Here is a 22,899-nt window from a genome sequence, read left to right on the forward strand (position 1 = left end):
TGCTCTTCAATGATTAATTCTTCTTGCTCGCTACAAGAATTGAAAACCATACAAACTCCAAAAAATAAAAAAGGTAAAAATTTAATTTGTTTTTTCATTATGTTTAATTTAAAGTTATTGCCTACTCGTAACGCTTTTCGGCTTAGGTCGTTGCTTACAAAATCGGCTTGTAAGACGATGTAAATAAAATTTTAAATTTTAAATTGAAAATCACGTTTAGATTTAATTAACTAATTGTTGAATTCTTGATAAGAAATATAGTTTAACAATGAGAAGTAAATAAATTATGAACTTAATAATTACATTAAACCTAATACATATTAAAATTCCAGTAAAAAGATATTTTGCAACTTAGATAACTAAGAAAGGTAATTCTTACTTTTTAAGAAACACCATGTGATTATAATAGCATATATACTATCCTCCAAGTAATGATAACGATAGTTCTTCTGATAATAAATCAGAGTAATTAGATTTTAAGTTTCGCTCTTGCGAAAATTGATCATACAAAAATCCCTGTAACATCATTGTTACAGGGATTTTTTAATGGAATATTTAAAAAAGGTTATTCCTTAATCAATTTCTCAGTGGATATTACCTCACGGTTATTCCCTATAAATTGAACAAAATACATTCCAGGAGAAATTGTGGAGCTTAAAGTTATTTGATTCTTTGAGGCCACGTTTTCTGTTTTATAAACTACTTTACCCATTACATCAACGATTCTCAATGTTGTTATCTCACTTATTAAAGAGTCCGAAATATCTATAGTGAGTTGTTCCTTAAATGGGCTAGGATACATTTTTATTTGAGTGGAAAGAAGATTTGAGTCTGCACTCAACACTGCTCCAGCACAAATCACTTGTAAATCAGCAATAGAAACCCAAGGACCTGTATAAGTTGCTGCTCCAGTTACTGTAAATCTCACATATCTTATTACGGTATCATTAAATGTATCATTGATAGAAGTTGCTTGAGTCGTATTGCTTTGTCGATCAACAAGAGTTGTGAAACCGCTAGTGGCGCTAGTTGCAGAACCTTCAATTAAATATTGATAATCGCGATTTTGATAAGGGAATAAATTCACCGCATTAATATTTAATCCAGCTCCTAAATCGATGACCATAGATTGCGGGAAATTCATCGCGCTCCATCTATTGCTTGCATCTCCATCGATCACATTACTTGCTGGATTACCTGCTTGTTCATCTGTAAAACTAGCTACGGTTCCACTTAACGCTAGGTTAGTTCCTTGCACACAATCTGGCGCTGTTAATACTTCTATACTTGCCGTATCTGTAAATGAACCGTCTACAGTAGTAGCGGTAATGGTTGCAATTCCGCCACCAGTTGCTGTTACTAATCCATTAACATCTACAGTAGCAATTGTAGTGTCTGATGTAGTCCATGTCACCTGATTATTACTTGCATTATTAGGCTGAACAGTCGCTGTTAACTGTTGTGTTCCTGCCAGTGCTAAAATACTCATAGGTGGACTTACCATAACACCAGTAACTGCCACTGGAGCACAAACGGTACTATAGTCAAATGGCACACATGCACTTGAAGAACTCATTCCGGCTGCGTCTAAATAGCAAGCTCCAGTACCATTCCCGACAGCTGCGTCTACAATAGGTGCTGCATTTGTGATAGTTCCTGTAGCACCTACAATTTCATGAGCACCTACATCTTTGCTGGTAGATGGTCTTGTTAATCCTTCTATATCTATAAACACTTGAGGATAATTTCCAGTTGCAGCGTCTGCAGCAGGACCAGTGGTACTAGGTTTGAAAATCTCACCGCTCTGGCTAAAATTCCCATTTGCATTTGTGATTCCAGCATTTGTAATGCCGATAGGAGAACCACCAAAAACATTACCTATATAAGTCATTTGACCACCTATAGCAGCTACAGAACCAGAGACTATTGTTCCATTTGTACTATAAATAAGGTTATTTGCTATAGTTCCCTGCGGTACATTACTAGCTCTTAAATCATTGAAATAAATAGGATCGTCAGAATTATAGATCGTATTAAAAGCTATTAGTACGTTACTTACATTTTGATAGCCATTGCTCGTTCCACCAGATGCTGCGTCTCCAGCCATGATAGTAATTCCATTATTAAACGGACTGCTAGAATTATCAACACCTTGAATATAATTATTGATGATCACATGGTCTTTATCAGATATACGTATCCCGCCAGAACTTGCTTTTCCTTCACCTATAAAATAATTTCCTTCTATTAAAGCTCCAGATCCATGACGCATTACTAATGAACCACGACAACTTCTAAAAGTGTTATTGCGATACATATTGCCGCGACTTTTATTTGATATAATCTCTGCTTCTCCATCAACGTCATGGAAATAATTACGCTCTACTAAAACTCCAGCATTTACCGACTGGAAAGCACTTTCCCCTATTCTTATTCCTTCAGAATCACCTGAATTAGTACGTCCATCTTTATTAGTCACATTAAAGAAATAATTATCGCGCAAAATGTGTCCTGCGACTCCAGCAGTTTGGAAAGCAAGTTCCACTAGAATACATACACCAGTACTGTTTTTATTTAAAAAAGAACAATTCTCAACGGTATTATTCACCCCATAAAGTACGATCCATCTACTTTTACTATCTCCAGCTGTCACTAAATCATTAAAGGCACAATTCCTAATAATCGTGTTGTTAGCAAAGTCTGTATTAGAACCACTGCGTCTGAATTCTACGTGATTATTAGTGCCAGTTCCACCATTCCAGTAAAAACCGTCTATAATTAGGTAATCACCATAAACATTCATTTCAGAACTACCAGTGAAAATAACGCCACCAGGAGTTTGAGCTTTTAAAACAATGGGATTTCCTTGAGTTCCTGTAGCATTAAAAACTACATCTTGATTTGAATAAGTACCATCTGTCCATGTGACCACATCACATGGTTGTAGGGCTAGTGCATTGAATTGACTTGCTGAGCTCACCGTATAGTCTGTAGCCGCAGATTCTAAGGAACTTAGAACAGCAAAAAACAACAATGATAGAAGTAGATTTCTTGAAATTATATGCTTCATTTTAAACAGTTTGTAAAAATTGGTTGACCAATTTAGCAATTTAAAATCATATTCTGTATCTTATTTTATGGATTTTAATTTATTCGCTTTCGCGAAAGCGAATTCAAAAACCTAAATTTGTAAAACTTTTAAAAAACACAGAATGTCTAAACTTATCGCTCCATCAGTACTTGCCGCAGATTTTGCTAACCTACAACGTGATGTAGAAATGATCAATCGCTCTGATGCTGACTGGTTTCACATCGATATTATGGATGGTGTTTTTGTTCCTAATATTTCATTTGGGATGCCGGTATTGCGTGATATTGTAAAACATGCTACAAAAACAATAGACTGTCACTTAATGATAGTAGATCCAGATCGTTATGTAGAGACGTTTGCAAAGCTAGGTTGTGATATTCTTACCGTTCATTATGAAGCGTGCACGCATTTACACAGAACGTTACAGCTCATAAAATCTCATGGTATGAAAGCTGGCGTAGCTTTAAATCCACATACGAGTGTTCATTTATTAACCGACACGATTCAAGATATTGATATGGTGTGTTTGATGAGTGTGAATCCTGGTTTCGGTGGGCAAAGTTTTATCGAGAATACCTATGATAAAATAACTCAACTTAAAAAAATCATCGATTTTAAGGGTTGCGATACACTCATAGAAATTGATGGTGGAGTGACTGATAAAAACGCAAAGCAACTGGTAAACGCTGGTGCAGATGTGCTCGTAGCAGGAAGTTATGTCTTTAAATCGAGCGATCAAGAAGCTACTATTGCTGGATTGAAAAAGTTGGTGAATTCATAGATTGTAAGTTTATTAAAAAGACGGAATAGGATCCTATGTCTAGGATCCTATTCCGTCTTTTTTATTTCAATGATTTAATGTTGCTCTTAGATAATTAAAAAACGCTTTCGCGAAAGCGTAATCATCAACGCATTATTTCTTATTCAATAAGTCCATTAAATCCACGTCATTACCTAATAAAATTTCAGTAGGATTAATACGTCCTTCTAGTGGTCCGTTTTCAAGTTTCAAAACACCACGAGGACACACGGCACTACAAATTCCACAACCTACACAACTAGAACGCACGATGTTTTCTCCTTTTTGCGCATAGGCACGTACATCAATACCTTGTTCACAATACGTCGAACAATTACCGCAGGAAATGCACTGACCGCCGTTAGTTGTAATTCTGAAACGAGATTTAAATCGCTGCACAAACCCTAAATAAGCAGCAAGTGGACAGCCAAAGCGGCACCATACTCGGTTTCCAAAAATAGGATAGAAACCAGTTCCTATAACTCCTGCAAAAATAGCTCCTATTAAAAAGCTGTAAACATTCATAATACTTTGCACCTCGATACCTAAAACGGTACTCGCCTCAGTAAAAAATCCGTAAAGGGTAAAAGCAGTCATGACTAATGCAAAAAGTAATACTCCATGAATCAACCAGCGTTCTATTTTCCATGCAAATAGTGATTTATTAGAATGCTGACGATAAGGATCTCCTAAAGTCTCTGCAAGTCCACCGCAACCGCAAACCCAGCTACAATACCATCTTTTACCAAAGAAATAAACCATAACGGGAACAATCACAACGGTAAGTACAATTCCCCAAACCAATATAAATAGTCCTAAACCACCACTAGAAATGAGTTCTGTAAGATTCCAACTAAAGAAAAAATCGTAATCTAATGGGAATGCATTTTTAAAATCATATCCCTTACTATAAGAAAGTTGTAAACGCACCATGATTTCAGGAATCAAAAAGGCAAATACTATTTGAAAGAATAAAACCGAGGTTGTTCTTAAAATTTGATACTTATTATGGCGGTACTTTATATACATTCTTATAGCCATAACGGTCATGACGGTACAGTACATAAAACCGTAAACAAACCAGTGACCGGCAGGATTACCACTTAGGCTTTTACTGATAGGATCAACTAAATACGTCCAGTTTACCGCATACTCTGACTGAAAGTAAAGAACTAGATAGAAGCTAACTAAGAATATAAAAACTAACCATGCGATCCAGCCACGATTTGTAGAACTTTGATGATAAATACCATTGTTTTTAATTCCTTTTCTTCCCAAGGTAATTACTTGCGGAATTATAAACATCAATGCTCCTAAAATACCGAGACCAAAAGTAAGCAACCACATCAATCCTTTATTATCTGGAATGAATCCATAACCAGATTGCTTTCTTATACTCGTAGCAAGGTCATCATCACTAGCATAAACTTTTTTATCCCATTCTTTATTTTTAGTATGAACAGTATTTGCCTTTTCAATACTACCTGCAACTATGGAAGATAGTGGTGTGTAACCAGCAAAATCTTTACCTACTATTTGTGACTGAAGATCTTCTATAAAAATCTCACTTTTTATACCTTGTTGCTCAATGAGGTCATCAAATTCTTTTTGATCTAATTTGAAATTTCCCAAAAATGGCAAACTCACAAAAATCCCAAAACCTATTAAGAAAATGACTATTCCTATATGCTGAATTGCTTTCATAAAGCGTGTATTATTTTAAGTTGTAATTGATTAAGCAAAAATGCGTTTCCAGCTCTTTTTCACTGGTTTGATTTGTTTACCGCGTTCTTGATTATAATGAGATATAATGGCATTTTCATGGAGCTTATAGAATTCAGGATCAAAGTTGGCATCTTTTAGATATTCCATTACCTCATCTATTTTGCGACCTTCTGTAAGCCAGCGATCAAAAATCTCATGCCTCATTCTGATTCCAAAGGTGTTGATCCCTAAAAACTCATCTGTATCTTTATGATAAGCGATAGTCACGCAAATCATTTCTTTTTCATGTCGCCAGTGGAATTGCTTCTCAAAATCTGGTAGTTCTCTACCACTAACCCAACCGTAGGTTTGATATTCTACATCCATGAATTTGGCACTATTGAACCAGTGACCAGGTTTATACTCTGTAGTGTTGCCGCAAAGAGTTTGTGCAATCGTTTCTCCCATCATACGACCTGTGTACCATACTGCTTCAATAGGCCTGCGTCTTCCTATTGCCTCGCGTTGCTCTGCACAATCGCCTATTGCATAAATATCTTTCACACTAGTTTCTAGTAGTCTATTCACTTTAATACCGCGACCTAACTCAATATTAGAATCTTTGAGAAAACTAACATTAGGCGTTACACCAGCAGTAAGACCTACTACGTCACACTCTATGACTTCACCAGTTTCTTTTATCTTGATAGCTTTACACTTGCCAGTGCCGTCATCTATGATTTCTTCTAGATTAGTACTTAATCTTAAATCAATTCCATTTGCAAGGATCTCCTCATTTACAAGAGCGCTTTCTCCTGCAGGTAAAACACCGTTCCAAAAACTGTTTTCTCTCACTAAAAAAGTGACAGGAATGTGACGTGAGTGTAACATCTCGGCCATTTCAATTCCTATCAATCCACCACCAACGATTACTGCGCGTTTACAGGTTTTATTATCTGGAGCATTTTTTTCTAACTTTTCAAGATCTTGTTTGTGATACAACCCTTGTACTCCATCGAGATCTTGTCCTGGCCAGCCAAATTTGTTAGGGACACTGCCAGTAGCAATTATAAGTTTATCATAAGTCATAGATCCTCCACCAGACAACTCCAGTGTTTTACTAGAATCAGATATTTTTTCTACCCAAGCACTTTTGAGTTCAATTCTATTCTTTTCCCAAAACCAATTCTCATAGGGTTGTGTGTGTTCAAACTTCATGTGACCCATATAAACATACATTAATGCGGTACGAGAGAAAAAATAATCGGTCTCACCAGAAATGATTGTGATGCGCTTATCAGAATTTTTTCTAATATGTCTTGCCGCAGTCACACCAGCAATACCATTTCCTATAATGACTATATGTTCCATGTAGTTTAAATTAATTGATGTTTACAAATTAAGGTATTGCAGTAGGTTTTTACCCTATCGATTTAACCTTAATGATGTTATATTATTCCTTTAGGTTAAATAATGTTTTTAATTATTATTACGACTTAAGAATATGGTTTGATTATTGAATTAAGTTTAACTTTAAAATATTAAACCTGCTTCTAAGTTAAAACAATTATGCATAAAAGAGCTCACATAATTATCACAGTAGTACTAATATTGATTACGTCTTCAGTGGTAGCACAAATAGATGTGTTTAACCAGCGTACTCAAGCTGTATTAAACTTATATGTAAAAAACGGCTTAGTAGATTATCAAAGTTTGAAGCAAGACTCAAAAAGTATTACCATTCTTAAAGAAAGTATTGCTCATACTAAAAGTACTGATTTAACGCCTCAAGAACTTAAAGCTTTTTTGATAAATGCTTACAACATGACGGTAATTGTTTCAATTACAGAAAATTACCCTACCACTTCAGTCATGGATATTGATGGATTCTTTGATAAGAAAAAACATCAAGTTGCTGAAAGATTAGTGACTTTAAACGAACTTGAAAAAGACTGGCTTTTTAAAAAATTCCCAGATGCACGATTACATTTTGCATTGGTCTGTGGAGCTATTTCTTGTCCGCCATTAAAAGGAACTCCTTTTAATTCCCAAAATACCGAGACTAGGCTTGAAAAATTAACTAGAGCTACATTGAACGATTCTGAGTTTGTGAGTATTGATATGCATGAAAAAACAGCTACGGTCTCAAAACTGTTTGAATGGTATAAAACAGATTTTAATAAAAAAGGAAATGCTATTGTATTCATCAATAAATATTCAGATAAAAAAATCCCTGATGGCTTTGCCTTAAATTTTAAGGTTTATAACTGGAATCTTAATCAACAGTAGACATTATATTTACAATTCAACCGTTTATCTTCCTATATGAGATTTCTTTTCTACCTATTCATATTCATTTGTTTTAATTCTTGCGCTGCTCAAGAGGTGCAAAAAGAGGAGAAAATTAATGGTATTACCCTAGTTGCTACTCACAATCCTATAGACGCAACTGGTATAAAGCAACTTACTGAGTATAATGCAAATTATGCTGTAATCGTCCCTTATGCATGGATGAAGAGTCTTGAAGAACCACAGGTACATTATGATGAAGAACGCGGCGATTGGGGCGAGAAACCTAAAGGCGTTAATATCACCATAGACCTTATGAAAGAGCAAAATCTAGAAGTATTGCTCAAACCTCAATTATGGATAGGACGTGGAGATTATACAGGGAATATCGCTCTTAAAGATGAGGCTCATTGGAAAATTCTAGAAGATAGTTATACAGAGTACATCATGAGATTTGTACATATTGCAGCTAGTAAAAATGTGGGCATGTTTTGTATAGGTACTGAACTGGATTCTTTTGTAGAATTAAGACCTAAATACTGGGATAACCTCATCGTAGAAATTCGTAAAATTTATAAAGGAAAACTAACTTATGCCGGTAATTGGGACAGCTATAAACACGTTCACTTTTGGAAACAACTTGACTTTATAGGAGTAGATGCATATTTCCCGTTGAGTGAAGAAAAAACTCCTACTTCCTTAATAATTCAAGAATCATGGAAAAAATGGGTGCTTGAAATGAGTACGCTTTCGCGAAAGCTGGATAAAAAAATCCTTTTTACCGAATACGGTTATATAAGTGCAGACTATGCTGGTCTAGAACCATGGAAAAATGCTAGAGAAGACCGATTAGTGAATGAAAAAGCACAAGCGGTTCTATTTCAAGGGTTATATGATGCCGTGTGGGATAAAGAATGGTTTGCTGGCGGATTTATTTGGAAACATCATGCAGAAGAAAGCAGGTGGCGAGGCTTTGAGAAGCGATTCACAACGCAAGGAAAAGAGGCGCAAAAAGTGGTGGCAAAAAATTATTTGAAATTTAGTAATTAGTTGGTGAGTTGGTGAGTTAAAAGAAATGAAATGTCAGTTCGAGCGCAGTCGAGAATAGGTTTTTTTCTACAAGGCCTATTTACAGTTCTATCTAAAAAGCCGACTTGAGTCGGCGCAATAAAAGAAACGCCGCAGGCGACAGAATCTGTTCACAGTGGCAGACTTCAGTCTGCCAGCAAAGAATAAATAGTGATTGAAATAAGTTAAATAAACAATCGTTTTTAAAATACAGAAGATTCTGTATCAAGTGTAGAAGGACATTTAAAAAAATAATATGAGATTTATAGTTACCATAATTTTATTGATGGGCTTAGGGAATATAGGCCATGCACAATTGGGACAGCATAAAAAAGAATTCACTAGACAAGACAGTTTGCGTGGATCCATTACTCCAGAACGTGCATGGTGGGATCTCAATTACTACGATCTAGACATTAAAGTAACGCCATCCACAAAGTTCCTTGCTGGTTCAAACACCATTCATTATAAAGTACTGAAACCTCATAACGTGATGCAAGTGGATTTACAAGAACCACTTATAATGACTAAAGCCGTTCAAGATGGACGCGAGCTCAAAATCAAACATGAAGGAAACGCTCATTTTATAACACTTACTAAAGAGCAACTTCCTGGCACGATTAATCAAGTACAAGTTTTCTACGAGGGAAATCCTCGTGAAGCAAAAAATGCACCGTGGGATGGTGGCGTGTCATGGAAAAAAGATAAAAACGGAAACGACTTTGTTGCGACCTCTTGTCAAGGTTTAGGTGCTAGCGTGTGGTGGCCTAATAAAGATCACATGTATCAAGAGGTGGACAGCATGGCCATACGTATAAATGTCCCTAATCCATTAATGAATGTTTCTAACGGTCGCTTGATAAAAACCGAACCTAAAGAGGACAACACTACTACCTATCACTGGTTTGTAAAAAACCCAATTAATAATTATGGTGTGAACATAAACATAGGTGATTATGTGAACTTCAGCGAGGTTTATGGAGGAGAAAACGGAGCTCTAGACCTCAATTATTATGTATTGCGTGACAACCTAGAAAAAGCTCGCAAACATTTTAAAGATGTTCCTAGAATGATGGAAGCTTTTGAACACTGGTTTGGTCCATATCCTTTTTATGAAGATAGTTATAAACTGGTAGAAGTTCCGTATTTAGGCATGGAACACCAGAGCTCCGTGACTTATGGAAATAAATATAGAAACGGCTACTTAGGTCGTGATTTATCAGGTACCGGTTGGGGAATGAAGTTTGACTTTATCATTATACACGAATCTGGTCATGAGTGGTTTGCAAATAATATTACAAATAAGGATATCGCAGACATGTGGATTCATGAGAGTTTTACCGCTTATAGCGAAAACCTATTCCTAGATTATCATTATGGAACTCAAGCTAGTAATGAATATGTTATAGGAACCCGTCGCAGCATATCAAATAACAGACCTATTATAGGAATATATGATGTGAATCATGAAGGCTCTGGAGATATGTATTATAAAGGCGCAAACATGATTCACACCTTACGCCAGATTGTAAATGATGATGAAAAATGGCGTTCCATTCTTAGAAATATGAATAAGACATTTTATCACAAAACAGTTACTACACAAGACATTGAAAACTTTTTGTCTAGTTCGATAGGTGAAGATTTAAATGGCTTTTTTAATCAATACTTAAGAGGTACTAAAATTCCTCAACTAGTCTTGAGCCAGAAAAAGAATAAACTCTCCTACCGCTGGAAAAACACGGTGTCCGATTTTAATTTACCTATAAGAATCACAGTAGATGGCGAGTCTATTTTATTAAGACCTACTAGTGACACACAAGAAATAAAGTTGCCTTCTGAAAAATCTACTGTAGAGACTGATGTGAATTACTTTGTGACTTACAACCTCAAATAAGGTCGTTCAAGCACCTTTCTAGGTTTTCATATTCAAAAGTAAATCCAGCATCGAGCAATCGTTGTGGATACACATTACGACTTTTTAAAAGTAGCTCTGTTTCTGTACCTATGATTGCAGTGCCTAGTTCTAGTAACCATGTAGGCTGTGAAATTCCAAAAGGTACTTTCATAGACTTGCGCAGCTGTTGCATGAAATCTGTATTTGTTTCTGGTTGTGGAGCTGTGATATTGACCACACCACTAAGTTCTGAAGTGATTACATAATCAATTGATTTACAAAAATCATCGATATGAATCCAGCTTACAAACTGATTACCTCGACCATTTTTACCGCCCATTCCTATTCTGGTAATGGCTTTCATTTTAGGTAATGCACCACCATCATTTCCTAACACGATAGAAGTACGCAACGCTACTTTGCGCACTTTATTAATGGTTGTAGAGAAGAATTCTTTTTCCCATGCTTTACCTATTCCCATAGAGAAATCATCTCCTATGATTCCATTTTCTTCGGTATTAATTTGCGTTTCGGAATGCACATAAATGGTTGCTGTACTTGCGTTTAAAAACACTTTAGGTGGTGTTTCACATTGCGACATCGCTTCATTTAAAACCCGTGTGCTTTCTATGCGTGAACTTAAAATCGCTTTCTTATTGACATCGGTATATCTGCAATCCACGGACTTTCCTGCGAGGTTAATTAGTACGTCTGCATCTTCTAGATGTTCTTTCCATTCTCCTAAGTCCTTACCGTTCCAGTAGGTGGTTTGAGAGTGACGTTTTCGCACTTCGACTGCGCTCAGTGTAGACTTCTTCGTCGTTGCACTCCTTGAAAGCGTAACAACAACAATTCCTTTTGCCTCAAAATAATCCTTGAGTGCGATTCCTAAAAAGCCAGTTCCACCTGCTATAACTATTTTTTTCATGAGAACACAAGTATAATGATTCCTAAAACTACATTTCTAAATGTAAGCCAAGATATAGTAGGAAGCCAACCTAGCTTCATGTTCCCACATCTTCTTATATGTTCAAAAAGCATGATTCCTACTACGAGCATAAAATATCCTATGTAGAAGAAACTGTGCAGATCTATAAATTGCTGTAGCAATAAAACAGGCAATAACAATATTCCTCCTAATGTAGAAACCGCACTCATATTTCCTAAATAATCCCAACTGTATTTGCGGGACCACAAGGTGATCATAATTCCTTGCCATAACACCTGTCCAAAACAAATCATATACTCTACATACCAAGGTGTTTCAAAACCAAAATAGCTTGTGATATTACTGGTATAAGCATTGAGGACAAGTCCTGTAAAAACTGCAGTAAAAAGTATAAATAGCGTGCGATAGAAGTAATTAAAATCTGGTTCACAAATTCTATCTTCTACTGGACTAAGGCTATTACCTGCAATGACTTTCCTATTATAGGTTATAAATTTATAGAGTTGTTTAAGTGGTACATAAATCAACGGAAAATGCAATGACTTACTGATCCAGTTTTTTCCTTGAGAGAAAATTGCAATCATAGAATCTAGTCCATAAATAGTTGTACCAGTAATGGTATCGTGTAAAGCGACTTCATTTTGTGCGCGATCCATATCAATGTTACAAGTTAGATCTTCTCCTATAAGCTGATAAGGACTTATGGTGTCTTGATCTACCATATTCAACTTTTTAAATGTCTTGCCGTATATGTTGCACATAGGGCAATTTTTATCGATGAGTAATTTGTGGTTTGTTATCATGACTATTTATTTACTGATTACTTATATATTTTTGATATTCGATATGACAGGTATATGAGATAAACATAAAAAACAGAGCTAGTAGACCTGAAATTATCATTCCTATCAGAAATGTTGTTTCTACCATATCGTAATTCAAACTATGATTATCGTTTGCCAAAAAAAACATTGTAAAAAGAACTAAAATCGACAGGAATAGATGTAAAACAGTCATCCATTGTACTGATCTAGAAGTTCTTTCTTGCTGAGTCAACAACCACACACTGCATACCAATTGTAGAATTCCTAGCGGAATCATAAACAACATTCCCAACATAGGCACTAAAAAAAGAAGTGCGTTAATTAATAAAAAGACCAGGTTTACTCGATACATAGTTTTCATAGTAGTATAGTTTTTAAACTTTCAGAAAAAACTGAAAGTTTTATTAAAATAAAAAAGGCTAGGATATCGCCTTGATTAATTTTTTCATGTAATTATTGTTATTGATTTTAGTCATTAAGTTGGTTAAGTTCTCCATTTGGTGAACAAAGTCGGCTAGGTCTGAGATGAGCGTTTTGAAATGCTTCACTTCTTTTTCACCGCCATCCAGTTCAGTTGCCATAAGCTGATTCAGCAGTCTTCTTACAGGTTCCAGCTCGCGTCTTTTGCGTTCTTCCATAATGTTTTGTGCAATGGTATGCACATCATGTAGAGCGATAAAAAACTCTTTGCGCTCTCCAAGTACTGTTTCCTTACGTACCAGTCTCCAGTTGATGAGCTCACGTACATTTGTGTTCACATTTCCTCTAGAAAGTTGCACTTGCTCCATGATCTCGTCAGAGCTTAATCCAGTAGGAGAAGAAAGTAATAGCGCATGAATTTGCGCCATAGACTTTGAGATTCCCCAAGAACTACCTAGTGAGCCCCAAGCTTGTATAAATTGATATTTTCCTTCTTCTAATTTCATAAGACAAATATATACTAATATTTTAAACTTTCAATAATTATTGAAAGTTTAATTTTGAATAAGTTATAAACCCATTTGAGTTATTTTTAAATGACACTATTTTTATTCTTTCTTTTAATTTTAATCTTTACTATTCTAGATTGAAAAAAAGATATCATTTCTGATACACAATTATAAATGGTAGTTAATTTTTACTACCCGATGGATGGTTAAAATGTGTTTAGATTGTGATGGATACGCTTTCGCGAAAGCGTAAAAAACAGCTTAAATAGCACTGATACCAAGTGTTTCAAAAAAACTCTACTAAACAGGTAGGAATTTGTGCTTTTAAGTTGTTCTATTACAAAGAACCAATATCATGAGAACATTTTCCCTCTTAATCGCGACCGCAATATTTTCAATAGCCAGCAACTTTGCTGAGGCTCAAATTGTCATTAATGAAATCAACTATAAGGATTCTCCTAGTTTTGAAACTAAAGATTGGGTGGAGTTTTTCAACTCAAGCACGGCTGCTGTTGATGTGTCTAACTGGGTCTTTAAAGATAGTGATGACTCACATGCTTTTACTTTTCCCACAGGTACAACTATACCAGCTAGCGGCTATCTAGTCATCGCTCAAGAACTCGCAGTATTCCGTACTAAATATCCTAATGTCAATCCAGTGTTAGGTGACTTCACTTTTGGACTAAGCGGTGGCGGCGAGCTGATCCGTTTGTTTGATGCAAATGGGAATTTAGTAGATGATGTAGATTATGATGATGTAGCTCCATGGCCTGTCGCCGCAGATGGTAATGGTCCTACCCTAGAATTAAACAGTCCTACACTTGATAATAGTGTCGCTGGAAACTGGAGTGCCTGTGCTACAACGGCGTTTCCTAATGGAACTCCTGGTGCGGCAAATAACAATTGTACACTATCTGAAGAAAGCGTAGCACTGATTCAATTTACTATGTATCCCAATCCTATGGTGGATCAAGTAAATATCCAGCTATCCCATACAGAACGTTTACCGGTGGAAATGCGTCTTTATGATATTACTGGTAGAATGGTGAGATATGAAAAGGGATACAGCGACCAGCTTGTTCTTGAAAGAGAAAACTTAGTTACAGGCACGTACATTTTATCCTTAACCATTAAGGAAATCTCATATCACAATTCTATAAAATTAGTAGTTCAATAAATTAAGTTCCATTACTTAAAATCACATAACATGAAAAAGTCATTATATATAATCATAAGTTTTCTGTTTTATGGCAGCACCGTTTACAGTCAAATACCTACCGTCAAACTGTTTGATGACACGGTAATACATGAAATAAAAATCACCTCTACAGATCCTAATTTTTGGGCAAATCTTGATTCAGATTATAACAATGCTTCAAACGGTGGTGGACAGTCATTACATACTTCTATACCGTACAGGCAAGCTACGGTAGAAATAGATGGTGTGGTTATGCTCGATGTAGGTGTGAGACAAAAAGGTTTTTCTTCAAATTTTTTCGTCGATGCTATTCCTTCAAATAAAAAACCCTTAAAACTAAATTTCGGAAAGTTTGTTGCAGATCGAGAGTATGATGATGTACGTAAACTTAACTTAACTAATGGTTTTGGAGATCCATCTATTATAAAAGACAAATTAGTCTATGACATGTTTAGATTTCATGGAATCCCAGCTCCTCGTGTCGCTCATGCAAAAGTATATGTGCAAGGTGTGTTTTGGGGAATATATGCCATGATCGAGCAAGTAGACAAGCGTTTTTTAAAACGTAATTATGCGTCTAACGATGGAAATCTTTGGAAAAATAGAGGTAATACCAGCTTTTCTGGAGTTGGGCCACCATTTCCACTAGAAACCATATTTGAATTACAAACCAATGAAACAGCAAATGATTTTACTAAACTTAATGATTTTGTCCAATTTATAAATAATATAAACGGCTCAAGTTTTGAGGCTGGAATTGAAAGTCATTTTGATGTTGATGAATACTTAAGAATACTTGCAATTGATGTGGCTACAAATAATTGGGATTCTTATTTAGAACATGGTAGGAACTGGTATTTATACCACAACCCAAAAACCAACAAAATACACTGGATTCCATGGGATTATAATTTTTCATTTGATAGAGAGGTAAATGGATCAAACGATTTACATATTCTTAATGCCACTAATGCAAAAATATTAATTGATAAGATCTTAGGAGTACCTAGGTTTAAGACTAAGTATCTAGATTATATGTGTGAATTATTACAATTCAATATGATTAATTCTAGACTGGATCCATTAATGGATAGTCACCTTGCTCTCATACAAGGTAACTGGACATCTTCTAATCAAATTTATTCTGAGGCTGAGGCATTAGGGCATATTAATGCACCTACATGGACTGAAGGTCAAGGAATGAAAGCTTATATAGGCGGTCGTACTGCAAGTTTGAGAAGTGCTTTAAGCACAGAAAATCATAACTGCGCTACTCTACCAGGATCAATTGCCATAGGTGATGTAGTTATCAACGAATTCATGCCAGCCAACAGCGATACTAGTATATGGTCAGATCAAGATGGAGATCACGATGATTGGGTAGAATTGTATAATAATACAAATAGTCCTATAGATTTAACAAATTACTTTTTAAGTGATAGCAGATCGTTTATTCACAAATGGGAATTCCCAGAGAACACAGTGATACCGGCAAACTCATTTTTAATAGTATGGACAGATAAAGATGTGCAACAAAATGGTTTGCACACCAAGTTCAACCTAGATAAAAATGGTGACGAGTTATACTTATCATACTTAGATGGTACCATCGTCGATAGTGTGGACTGGGATAACCTGATTGCCGAAGATAAGAGTTGGTCTCGTTTTCCTAACGGAACTGGAACCTTCCAAGAAGTAGATATAACGTTTAACGCTACAAACTCAAACACTTTAGGCATCAATGATCTAAGTAGTGAAGTGTTATTTAAAGTATTTCCTAATCCTGCTTATGATGTAGTAAATCTTAGATTCTCAAATGCTGGAGATAAAAACATTACGGTTACGGACATGCTAGGTAGAACCACATTCCGACAATCAGAAAGTAACCAGAATACAAGTATTAATGTCTCAGATTGGAGATCAGGAATTTACTTAATTCATGTGGAACAAGATGGCAACACTGATGTAGAAAAAGTGATCGTCAAATAAATAGAAAACAGCCCATTTTCAAACAGCTAGGGTTTTAAATTCTAGCTGTTTTTTTATGTAGAAAATTTAAAATAACACCACTTATGTTTGATCTTAATAACATGACTAACAACCTAGAAGGTTCGAGTCTGAGCAATGTCATTATCATCGCGGTAACCGCTTTTGTTCTGTCATCTCTTATTGCACTGGTATATCAGAAAACCTCTAGAGAGATGGAGACACCTCGTTATTTTATACAGTCGTTAATTTTAATTTCTGTACCTGTAGCAACGGTTATTCAAGCTATAGGAGATAGTGTTGCTAGAGGCTTAGGAATGCTAGGCGCTCTTGCTATTATAAGATTTAGAACCACATTGAGAAATCCTAGAAATATGGTGTTCATGTTCACTTCTATCGCTATAGGTATTGCAGCTGGAGTATATGGAATAACCATTGCCATAGTAGGAACTGTAGCATTTTGCACCATAGTTTTTGCCATATATGCATCACCATTAAGTAAGAAAGTTGATACGGTTGCTATGCTACAATTTGACTTACTGCTAACAGATTCTAGTCCTCAAACGAAAGAATTAATAAATCAAGTTATCAATCTTTATTGTTCTCAAAAATCGCTAATAAAACACAACATCATTACTAAAAAGAATGCTGAAGTTCCTTTCACATTAACCACCTATGAATATAAGCTGAAAGTAAAAGTAAAAGATGATACTCAAGACTTTCTAAAAGAGCTCATGAGTAAAACACCAGTAAATAACATAAAGATAAATTTCAAAGATGAAAACGATAAAATATAGCACCATATACATTCTTGCTTTTTTAAGCGCGATGTTTCTCGTGATTGTTTTTTCATTTTCGGGTCATAATACAGTGACCTTCTATGGCTTTGCTGAAAATCAAGAAACTGAAATTAACATGGAACACGATGTTACCATTCAAAAAATCAACGTGACTGTAGGTGAAAAGGTGCAGAAAGGAACGGTACTCATGGAAGTTGTTTCCTCTAGCTTACCTATGGACATAAGTAAGGCAAACTATGAAATTGAAGAGTTAAAAACCAAATACTTGCAATGGAAAACAGATCTAGACTGGAAAATAAACACACAAACTATTGCCCTTGAAGAAAAAACAGCAAAAATAAATACCGAAATACAAGAACAGCTCACTACTATAAAAAACAATAATAAGCTGTATTCCATAATATCAAATGATCAAAAAGTAACCTCTCAAGATGCTATTGAAAGTCCAGTACTCATAAAAATTGAGAGTTTAAAAGAACAAAAAGAAATTACTACTAATCTTTTATCTACTGAGATAAAAAGACTTAAAAGTGAGCGCTATGCTGTAAATAACCCTATGCTATCTAGAATTAAAAGTCTAGAAGAACAACTCAAGCACTATGATACAAGACTCGTAGAACAAACAATCGTTGCTCCAACTGATGGATTAATAGGTAATATTCATTGTAAAGAAGATGAAAAACTTGAGGCTTTTAATAATATGCTCAGTTTCTATGAAGAAAGTCCTACCCAAATCGTGGGTTTTATTCATGAAGAGTTATTACTTAAAGTGAATATTAATGATGAAGTGATTGTTACCTCAGGTTCAAGACCCAATATTCAAAATACAGGTATTGTAAAAACCTTAGGCTCTAGAATTGTTGAAATCCCGCCTAGACTGCGCAAAATAAAAGACTTGAAAACTTATGGTAGAGAAGTCATCATTGAAATACCTGCAGACAATCCTTTCTTGCAAAAAGAAAAAGTAGTCCTCAATTTAAAAAACTAGTTCTATCAAATGCACAAATTATTAATCACATATAAAGCAGTTAAAAATATAGCAATTCTATTAGTATGCATGTCCAGTAGTACTATGTTTGCTCAAATTACGAGTACAGAATTTTTACAATCGGTAAGTCAGTCATCCTACGTACAGCTGGATGAGGCAAAAAGCGAATTTTTAAATACCGCAAATTACAGGTTGCCATTATTTAAAAACATTCAGTTAAGATCAGAATCTAGAGATTTCCTGTTGAACAGACAAGAGTATGCCGTACGAGCAAAGCCTAATTCTTTTAACGCGCTATTTAAGCAAAAAGCTTTACAGCAAAGTAAAATAGATAAACAGCAGGCAGAGAATCAACTACGTTTTAATAAAATATTGAAAGGTAGATACACTATAATTCTTCAACATGCTGCACAACTTGATTTAGTAACACTGTACCAAAAAAGAAAAGAGCAACTTGAAAAAAAGATGCAACTCCTTGAACTTAAAGTTTATGATACAGATTTTAATGTTGAAGACCTCATTCATACTGAGGCTCAAATAAAAGACGCCACTTTAAAAATTACTCAAGCAAAAGAAAAAATCCAGGAGCTCGCACTCCACAGTGCGTATGAGCTGCAATTAGACCAACCTGTTTATTTAAATGATTTTAAAGATCTTATCGATGCACAAGATGTTATAGCACTCAAATTTGAACAAGCCACAATTACGTCTCAAAAAGTAAATTATGTACAGAAAAAACTCTCTGTTTTAGAACAAGAGTTAAAGGTAGATCTTGCAGAAGATCGACAGCTCATAGATTTTGTACAGGCAAAATATGGAGGTAAAAAAAATACATTCTTTGATGAAAATTTCTCTATAGGTATTGGGATTAACTTGCCATTTTTCGGGAATCAAAGACAGAAAAAAAACGAATATCAGCTTAAGAAATTAGATGAACAGCAATCTCTTATAGCAGCAAAAGAGGAATTTCAATTCAATCAAATCCATCAATTTCAAAAATTTGAGAATTTAAAAAAGCAATACTTAAATCGCTCATCACAGCTTGAAAACAGCAGTATTACAAAACTACTGGAACTTTATAAAAACAGTCCAGACGTTCCTGCTATGCGCATTTTAAAACTGGAAATCATACAGCATAAAAATAAAATCGAGCTGGTGAAATTGGAGTATGAATTATTAGAGTCGTATCTATATGTTCTTGACGCGACTGAGGAACTCTATCAAGCGCCGCTGGTGAACCATTTATCCAGATTTAAAGTGCCGCTGCAACTTTAAACTTCATTTTATATTCTTTGTTATAGTTTTGCTTTCGCGAAAGCGTAATAAAACAACCTAATGTCCCAGCAAGCAGTAATAGATAAAACCATCACCTTTGTAAAACAACAACTCCATAATGCCGAAGGCGGACACGACTGGTTTCATATAGAACGTGTGTGGAAAAACGCAAAACTGATCGCAGCGAGTGAATCAAACGTAGATTTATTTATCATAGAACTAGGTGCCCTACTCCATGATATAGCCGATTCAAAATTCCATGACGGCGATGATACTATAGGACCTAAAGTGGCTCGTGAATTTCTAGAAAAACAACGACTTGATGAATCAATAATTGAGCACGTAGAGAACATTATCAAATACATTTCTTTTAAAGGTGGTCATCAAGATCAGAGTTTTAAAAGTAAAGAACTTGACATCATTCAAGATGCTGATCGATTAGATGCTCTAGGTGCCATAGGAATCGCACGCACTTTCAATTATGGTGGTTTTAAAAACCGAGCGATTTATAATCCTGAGATCAAACCCGATTTAAATATGACCGTAGAGCAATACAAAAAAAGTACAGCTCCTACCATCAATCATTTTTATGAGAAATTATTGCTTTTAAAAGATCGTATGAATACGCAAACTGGTAAAGAACTGGCTCAAAAGCGCCATGAATACATGGAAAATTTTTTAAATCAGTTCTATGCTGAGTGGAATGGAACGCTCTAAAATCTAATTCTTAGAGAACTTAAAAGTTTTACTTTGTTCTCCATCCTTTACTACTAGAAAGTAGAACCCATTACTTAGCGATTTCACGTTTATTCTATTCTCCACACTAGAAACGTTTCCTTGAGAAATAAGCTTTCCATTAAGATCTATAATTTGGAAATTATGATCTGCCTGTAAGTTATTTAATGATATAAAATCTTTCGCAGGATTAGGATATAGCGTTATGTTTAATAGGTTGCTCTCAGTAAGAGAAAGACTGTCATCTGTATATCGTGCGATGGCAAGATCATCATCTGTATAACCTACAAGTACTATTTTACCATCTTGTTGTACTAGTAAATCATAAGCTCCTGCATAAGCTCCAAAAGCAGTTGTCACATAACCTGCATTCCCAAAAGTGGTATCGTTAGAATAATCTGCATTATTACGAGTTAATAAAAATGAAGATACATCCTGTGCATCAACGCTAAATCCAGCAACCAGGACTTTTCCTTGTTGATCTCTTTCAAGACCAAAACCTACTTCTTTTGAATTTGCTCCTTGTGTCAACCAACTCTGCAGTGAAGTAGAAGTTCCTGATGATGGCGTAGTAGAAATATAAGTGCGATAGTCAGAAGATGTCCATGGTGTGTAACCACTGAAAACAAAGCTATCATCTGCGTTTAAGAGTATAGAGTAAGTTCTATCATTTCCTGTTGTAATTACAGAGAAATCATATCCATTTGTATCAAAGGTGGTATCTAAACTACCGTCTGTATTAATTCTACAATGATAGTGCTCATCACCAAAGGAGCCACCAGCAACCCATCCTACAGCGGTAATTCTTCCATTTGATTTTAAAGCTATGTCCTCAACGACAAGTTCAACTGCACTCGTGTTAATAGGACTAGGCATAGAGTCTATAAATCCTGTACCGTTAAATGTGGTGTCTAATACTCCTGTTGAAGTATATCGAGCAAAAATAGGTCTTGCTCTGTTTGTACTAGAATAAGATGCTCCACCTACAACTATATTTCCAGTCACTAAATGCACTTTTACGGCATTATATATATCCTCAAACCTCACATTTGTAATAGCCTTTCCTCCTACTCCAAAACTAGTGTCCAGAGAACCGTCAGTATTTAATCTTACAACTGCTCCATCTCTATCAGTTCCATCATCTGAATATCCAGCAAGTACAATTTTACCATCTAACTGCAAGTCTGACGAGTAACTTCTATCATCTGCACCTGGCTGTACGTCTATAGTAACCACTCCATTATTACCAAACGTGGAATCTAATGTTCCATCAATATTATATCTTAAACATAGAAAATCATAGCCAAAAACCGAACTAAACGTATAACCACTCACGATTAACTTTCCATCAGTTTGTTGTAAAACACTGAACGCTTTATCCTCACCAGAGTTCACCGACTGAATCACTTTTCCTCCATTACCAAAACTAGAATCTAGAGTTTGAGAAAACATGAGGTTTGCAAAACCTATTAAGATAAATAACTGAATACTCTTCTTCATTTGACCATTTTTAAGAGGTGCAAATCTAAATAAACTTTATGGTTGATGAATGAGGAAATTGTATTTCTTAATGAGCAAGAATATTTTCCTTAAAGAATCGTTCAAAAATTAATTACGGCTGTTAGTTTGTATGACTTTTTCTGGCTGGCACCAGTCTAAATAATATTCATAAATCTCATCAATAGTGGCGCCGTTGCGCTTCTTCCAGTAGATTGTGATATAAAACCATTGCAGTTTATAAACACCTATTTCTTCATAGCGTCGCGCACTGGTTTTGAGCCATTTAGGAATTACGTGATATGTCCCATTATCATATAATCTATGAATCAATTCATAATCTTCATAGATAGGAATACTGGTATTATAACCACCTAACTTATCATATAATCCTCTAGTAATATACTGTGATTGATCGCCACCACGACTTGCTCGCCATGAGAACCTAGTGAACCAACCTATGATAATCAACCACCAGTTCCAGCTCATAAATCGCATCCTGAAACATCCCGCTGGATTTCCATTTTCAACAGCTTTTATAATATGCTGATCATAATTTTTTGGCGGATAAGAATCGGCATGAAGGAAGTAAAGGATTTCTCCTTTTGCTATTTGAGAACCTGCGTGCATTTGTGTTCCACGTCCTTTTCCGGCGGTGAGGAACTGTAAAGATGTTTGTGGATACGCTTTCGCGAAAGCGTGAACAACAGCGCCAGTGTCATCTACACTACCACCATCTACAATAATAATCTCTAAAGAATTGCTATCACCAGCCTTATCAACTAAATGAGTTAATAGATTATGTATAGTGAGTTCCTCATTGAGGACTGGAATAATAATACTTATCATAAAATAAGTACGATATAACTA

General features: G+C 35.4%; 18 protein-coding genes. 10 read left to right on the forward strand and 8 right to left on the reverse strand.

Translation table 11 applies throughout. From position 1 onward, the window contains the following. Positions 1-565: 565 nt before the first annotated feature. The gene (locus tag ACSHWW_RS02855; RefSeq protein WP_435680905.1) at positions 566-3,070 is read right to left on the reverse strand and encodes a chondroitinase-B domain-containing protein; all 2,505 of its coding nucleotides are present in this window, start codon (positions 3,068-3,070) and stop codon (positions 566-568) included. A gap of 142 nt (positions 3,071-3,212) precedes the next feature. On the opposite strand from ACSHWW_RS02855, the gene rpe reads away from it, so the two are divergent. Then, complete coding sequence (gene rpe, locus ACSHWW_RS02860; protein WP_435680906.1) at positions 3,213-3,872, forward strand: ribulose-phosphate 3-epimerase; 660 nt, start codon at positions 3,213-3,215, stop codon at positions 3,870-3,872. A 132-nt stretch (positions 3,873-4,004) separates the two neighbouring features. On the opposite strand, the gene ACSHWW_RS02865 is transcribed toward rpe, so the two are convergent. Together ACSHWW_RS02865 and ACSHWW_RS02870 are read right to left on the reverse strand one after the other, a co-directional pair. Next, positions 4,005-5,594, reverse strand: a complete 1,590-nt coding sequence (locus ACSHWW_RS02865) for a 4Fe-4S binding protein (RefSeq protein ID WP_435680907.1) — start codon at positions 5,592-5,594, stop codon at positions 4,005-4,007. A 30-nt stretch (positions 5,595-5,624) separates the two neighbouring features. Further along, entirely contained in the window at positions 5,625-6,965 is a 1,341-nt protein-coding gene (locus ACSHWW_RS02870) for an NAD(P)/FAD-dependent oxidoreductase (protein ID WP_435680908.1), read from the reverse strand. A gap of 198 nt (positions 6,966-7,163) precedes the next feature. On the opposite strand from ACSHWW_RS02870, the gene ACSHWW_RS02875 reads away from it, so the two are divergent. The 3 genes from ACSHWW_RS02875 (at position 7,164) to ACSHWW_RS02885 (ending at position 10,848) form a co-directional block, all read left to right on the forward strand. Next, a complete protein-coding gene (locus ACSHWW_RS02875; protein WP_435680909.1) occupies positions 7,164-7,883 on the forward strand; it encodes a DUF547 domain-containing protein in 720 nt (239 codons plus the stop codon). A gap of 36 nt (positions 7,884-7,919) precedes the next feature. Continuing rightward, a complete protein-coding gene (locus ACSHWW_RS02880) occupies positions 7,920-8,933 on the forward strand; it encodes a glycoside hydrolase family 113 (protein ID WP_435680910.1) in 1,014 nt (337 codons plus the stop codon). A 274-nt stretch (positions 8,934-9,207) separates the two neighbouring features. Then, entirely contained in the window at positions 9,208-10,848 is a 1,641-nt protein-coding gene (locus tag ACSHWW_RS02885; RefSeq protein ID WP_435680911.1) for a M1 family metallopeptidase, read from the forward strand. On the opposite strand, the gene ACSHWW_RS02890 is transcribed toward ACSHWW_RS02885, so the two are convergent. The 3 genes from ACSHWW_RS02890 to ACSHWW_RS02900 form a co-directional block, all read right to left on the reverse strand. Beyond that, a complete protein-coding gene (locus ACSHWW_RS02890; protein ID WP_435680912.1) occupies positions 10,841-11,776 on the reverse strand; it encodes a TIGR01777 family oxidoreductase in 936 nt (311 codons plus the stop codon). The genes ACSHWW_RS02885 and ACSHWW_RS02890 overlap by 8 nt on opposite strands. After that, the gene (locus ACSHWW_RS02895) at positions 11,773-12,558 is read right to left on the reverse strand and encodes a hypothetical protein (protein ID WP_435680913.1); all 786 of its coding nucleotides are present in this window, start codon (positions 12,556-12,558) and stop codon (positions 11,773-11,775) included. The genes ACSHWW_RS02890 and ACSHWW_RS02895 overlap by 4 nt, the downstream gene beginning before the upstream one ends. A gap of 482 nt (positions 12,559-13,040) precedes the next feature. After that, positions 13,041-13,547: a GbsR/MarR family transcriptional regulator gene (locus tag ACSHWW_RS02900; RefSeq protein WP_435680914.1), complete on the reverse strand. Its 507-nt coding sequence runs from the start codon at positions 13,545-13,547 to the stop codon at positions 13,041-13,043. A 358-nt stretch (positions 13,548-13,905) separates the two neighbouring features. Between ACSHWW_RS02900 and ACSHWW_RS02905 the strand changes: the two genes are divergently transcribed. The 6 genes from ACSHWW_RS02905 to ACSHWW_RS02930 all read left to right on the forward strand — a co-directional run bounded on the left by ACSHWW_RS02905 (position 13,906) and on the right by ACSHWW_RS02930 (position 20,514). Continuing rightward, on the forward strand, positions 13,906-14,727 hold the full coding sequence (locus tag ACSHWW_RS02905; protein WP_435680915.1) for a lamin tail domain-containing protein: 822 nt from the start codon (positions 13,906-13,908) through the stop codon (positions 14,725-14,727). A 30-nt stretch (positions 14,728-14,757) separates the two neighbouring features. Continuing rightward, positions 14,758-16,737: a CotH kinase family protein gene (locus ACSHWW_RS02910; protein WP_435680916.1), complete on the forward strand. Its 1,980-nt coding sequence runs from the start codon at positions 14,758-14,760 to the stop codon at positions 16,735-16,737. Positions 16,738-16,820: 83 nt separating this feature from the next. Then, complete coding sequence (locus ACSHWW_RS02915) at positions 16,821-17,531, forward strand: DUF4956 domain-containing protein (protein WP_435680917.1); 711 nt, start codon at positions 16,821-16,823, stop codon at positions 17,529-17,531. Then, positions 17,512-18,522: a hypothetical protein gene (locus tag ACSHWW_RS02920; RefSeq protein ID WP_435680918.1), complete on the forward strand. Its 1,011-nt coding sequence runs from the start codon at positions 17,512-17,514 to the stop codon at positions 18,520-18,522. The genes ACSHWW_RS02915 and ACSHWW_RS02920 overlap by 20 nt, the downstream gene beginning before the upstream one ends. Positions 18,523-18,531: 9 nt before the next feature. Continuing rightward, entirely contained in the window at positions 18,532-19,797 is a 1,266-nt protein-coding gene (locus tag ACSHWW_RS02925; RefSeq protein ID WP_435680919.1) for a hypothetical protein, read from the forward strand. Between the two features lie 60 nt (positions 19,798-19,857). Continuing rightward, a complete protein-coding gene (locus ACSHWW_RS02930) occupies positions 19,858-20,514 on the forward strand; it encodes an HD domain-containing protein (protein WP_435680920.1) in 657 nt (218 codons plus the stop codon). Between the two features lie 3 nt (positions 20,515-20,517). Here ACSHWW_RS02930 and ACSHWW_RS02935 read toward each other — a convergent pair whose 3' ends face one another. Next, positions 20,518-22,032: a T9SS type A sorting domain-containing protein gene (locus ACSHWW_RS02935; RefSeq protein WP_435680921.1), complete on the reverse strand. Its 1,515-nt coding sequence runs from the start codon at positions 22,030-22,032 to the stop codon at positions 20,518-20,520. A 108-nt stretch (positions 22,033-22,140) separates the two neighbouring features. Further along, a complete protein-coding gene (locus tag ACSHWW_RS02940) occupies positions 22,141-22,878 on the reverse strand; it encodes a TIGR04283 family arsenosugar biosynthesis glycosyltransferase (protein ID WP_435680922.1) in 738 nt (245 codons plus the stop codon). Positions 22,879-22,899: the final 21 nt, after the last annotated feature.

Origin of the sequence: Nonlabens sp. (genome assembly GCF_051251825.1) — a bacterium.
In the GTDB taxonomy this organism is placed as follows: Bacteria; Bacteroidota; Bacteroidia; order Flavobacteriales; family Flavobacteriaceae; genus Nonlabens.

Bases quoted from the DNA above. Each gene is read 5' to 3' on its own strand.
- rpe (WP_435680906.1), top strand. From the start codon at position 3,213: ATGTCTAAACTTATCGCTCCATCAGTACTTGCCGCAGATTTTGCTAAC.
- ACSHWW_RS02925 (WP_435680919.1), top strand. From the start codon at position 18,532: ATGCACAAATTATTAATCACATATAAAGCAGTTAAAAATATAGCAATT.
- ACSHWW_RS02940 (WP_435680922.1), bottom strand. From the start codon at position 22,878: ATGATAAGTATTATTATTCCAGTCCTCAATGAGGAACTCACTATACAT.
- ACSHWW_RS02920 (WP_435680918.1), top strand. From the start codon at position 17,512: ATGAAAACGATAAAATATAGCACCATATACATTCTTGCTTTTTTAAGC.
- ACSHWW_RS02930 (WP_435680920.1), top strand. From the start codon at position 19,858: ATGTCCCAGCAAGCAGTAATAGATAAAACCATCACCTTTGTAAAACAA.
- ACSHWW_RS02890 (WP_435680912.1), bottom strand. From the start codon at position 11,776: ATGAAAAAAATAGTTATAGCAGGTGGAACTGGCTTTTTAGGAATCGCA.
- ACSHWW_RS02855 (WP_435680905.1), bottom strand. From the start codon at position 3,070: ATGAAGCATATAATTTCAAGAAATCTACTTCTATCATTGTTGTTTTTT.
- ACSHWW_RS02870 (WP_435680908.1), bottom strand. From the start codon at position 6,965: ATGGAACATATAGTCATTATAGGAAATGGTATTGCTGGTGTGACTGCG.
- ACSHWW_RS02935 (WP_435680921.1), bottom strand. From the start codon at position 22,032: ATGAAGAAGAGTATTCAGTTATTTATCTTAATAGGTTTTGCAAACCTC.
- ACSHWW_RS02905 (WP_435680915.1), top strand. From the start codon at position 13,906: ATGAGAACATTTTCCCTCTTAATCGCGACCGCAATATTTTCAATAGCC.
- ACSHWW_RS02900 (WP_435680914.1), bottom strand. From the start codon at position 13,547: ATGAAATTAGAAGAAGGAAAATATCAATTTATACAAGCTTGGGGCTCA.
- ACSHWW_RS02895 (WP_435680913.1), bottom strand. From the start codon at position 12,558: ATGTGCAACATATACGGCAAGACATTTAAAAAGTTGAATATGGTAGAT.
- ACSHWW_RS02880 (WP_435680910.1), top strand. From the start codon at position 7,920: ATGAGATTTCTTTTCTACCTATTCATATTCATTTGTTTTAATTCTTGC.
- ACSHWW_RS02885 (WP_435680911.1), top strand. From the start codon at position 9,208: ATGAGATTTATAGTTACCATAATTTTATTGATGGGCTTAGGGAATATA.
- ACSHWW_RS02910 (WP_435680916.1), top strand. From the start codon at position 14,758: ATGAAAAAGTCATTATATATAATCATAAGTTTTCTGTTTTATGGCAGC.
- ACSHWW_RS02915 (WP_435680917.1), top strand. From the start codon at position 16,821: ATGTTTGATCTTAATAACATGACTAACAACCTAGAAGGTTCGAGTCTG.
- ACSHWW_RS02875 (WP_435680909.1), top strand. From the start codon at position 7,164: ATGCATAAAAGAGCTCACATAATTATCACAGTAGTACTAATATTGATT.
- ACSHWW_RS02865 (WP_435680907.1), bottom strand. From the start codon at position 5,594: ATGAAAGCAATTCAGCATATAGGAATAGTCATTTTCTTAATAGGTTTT.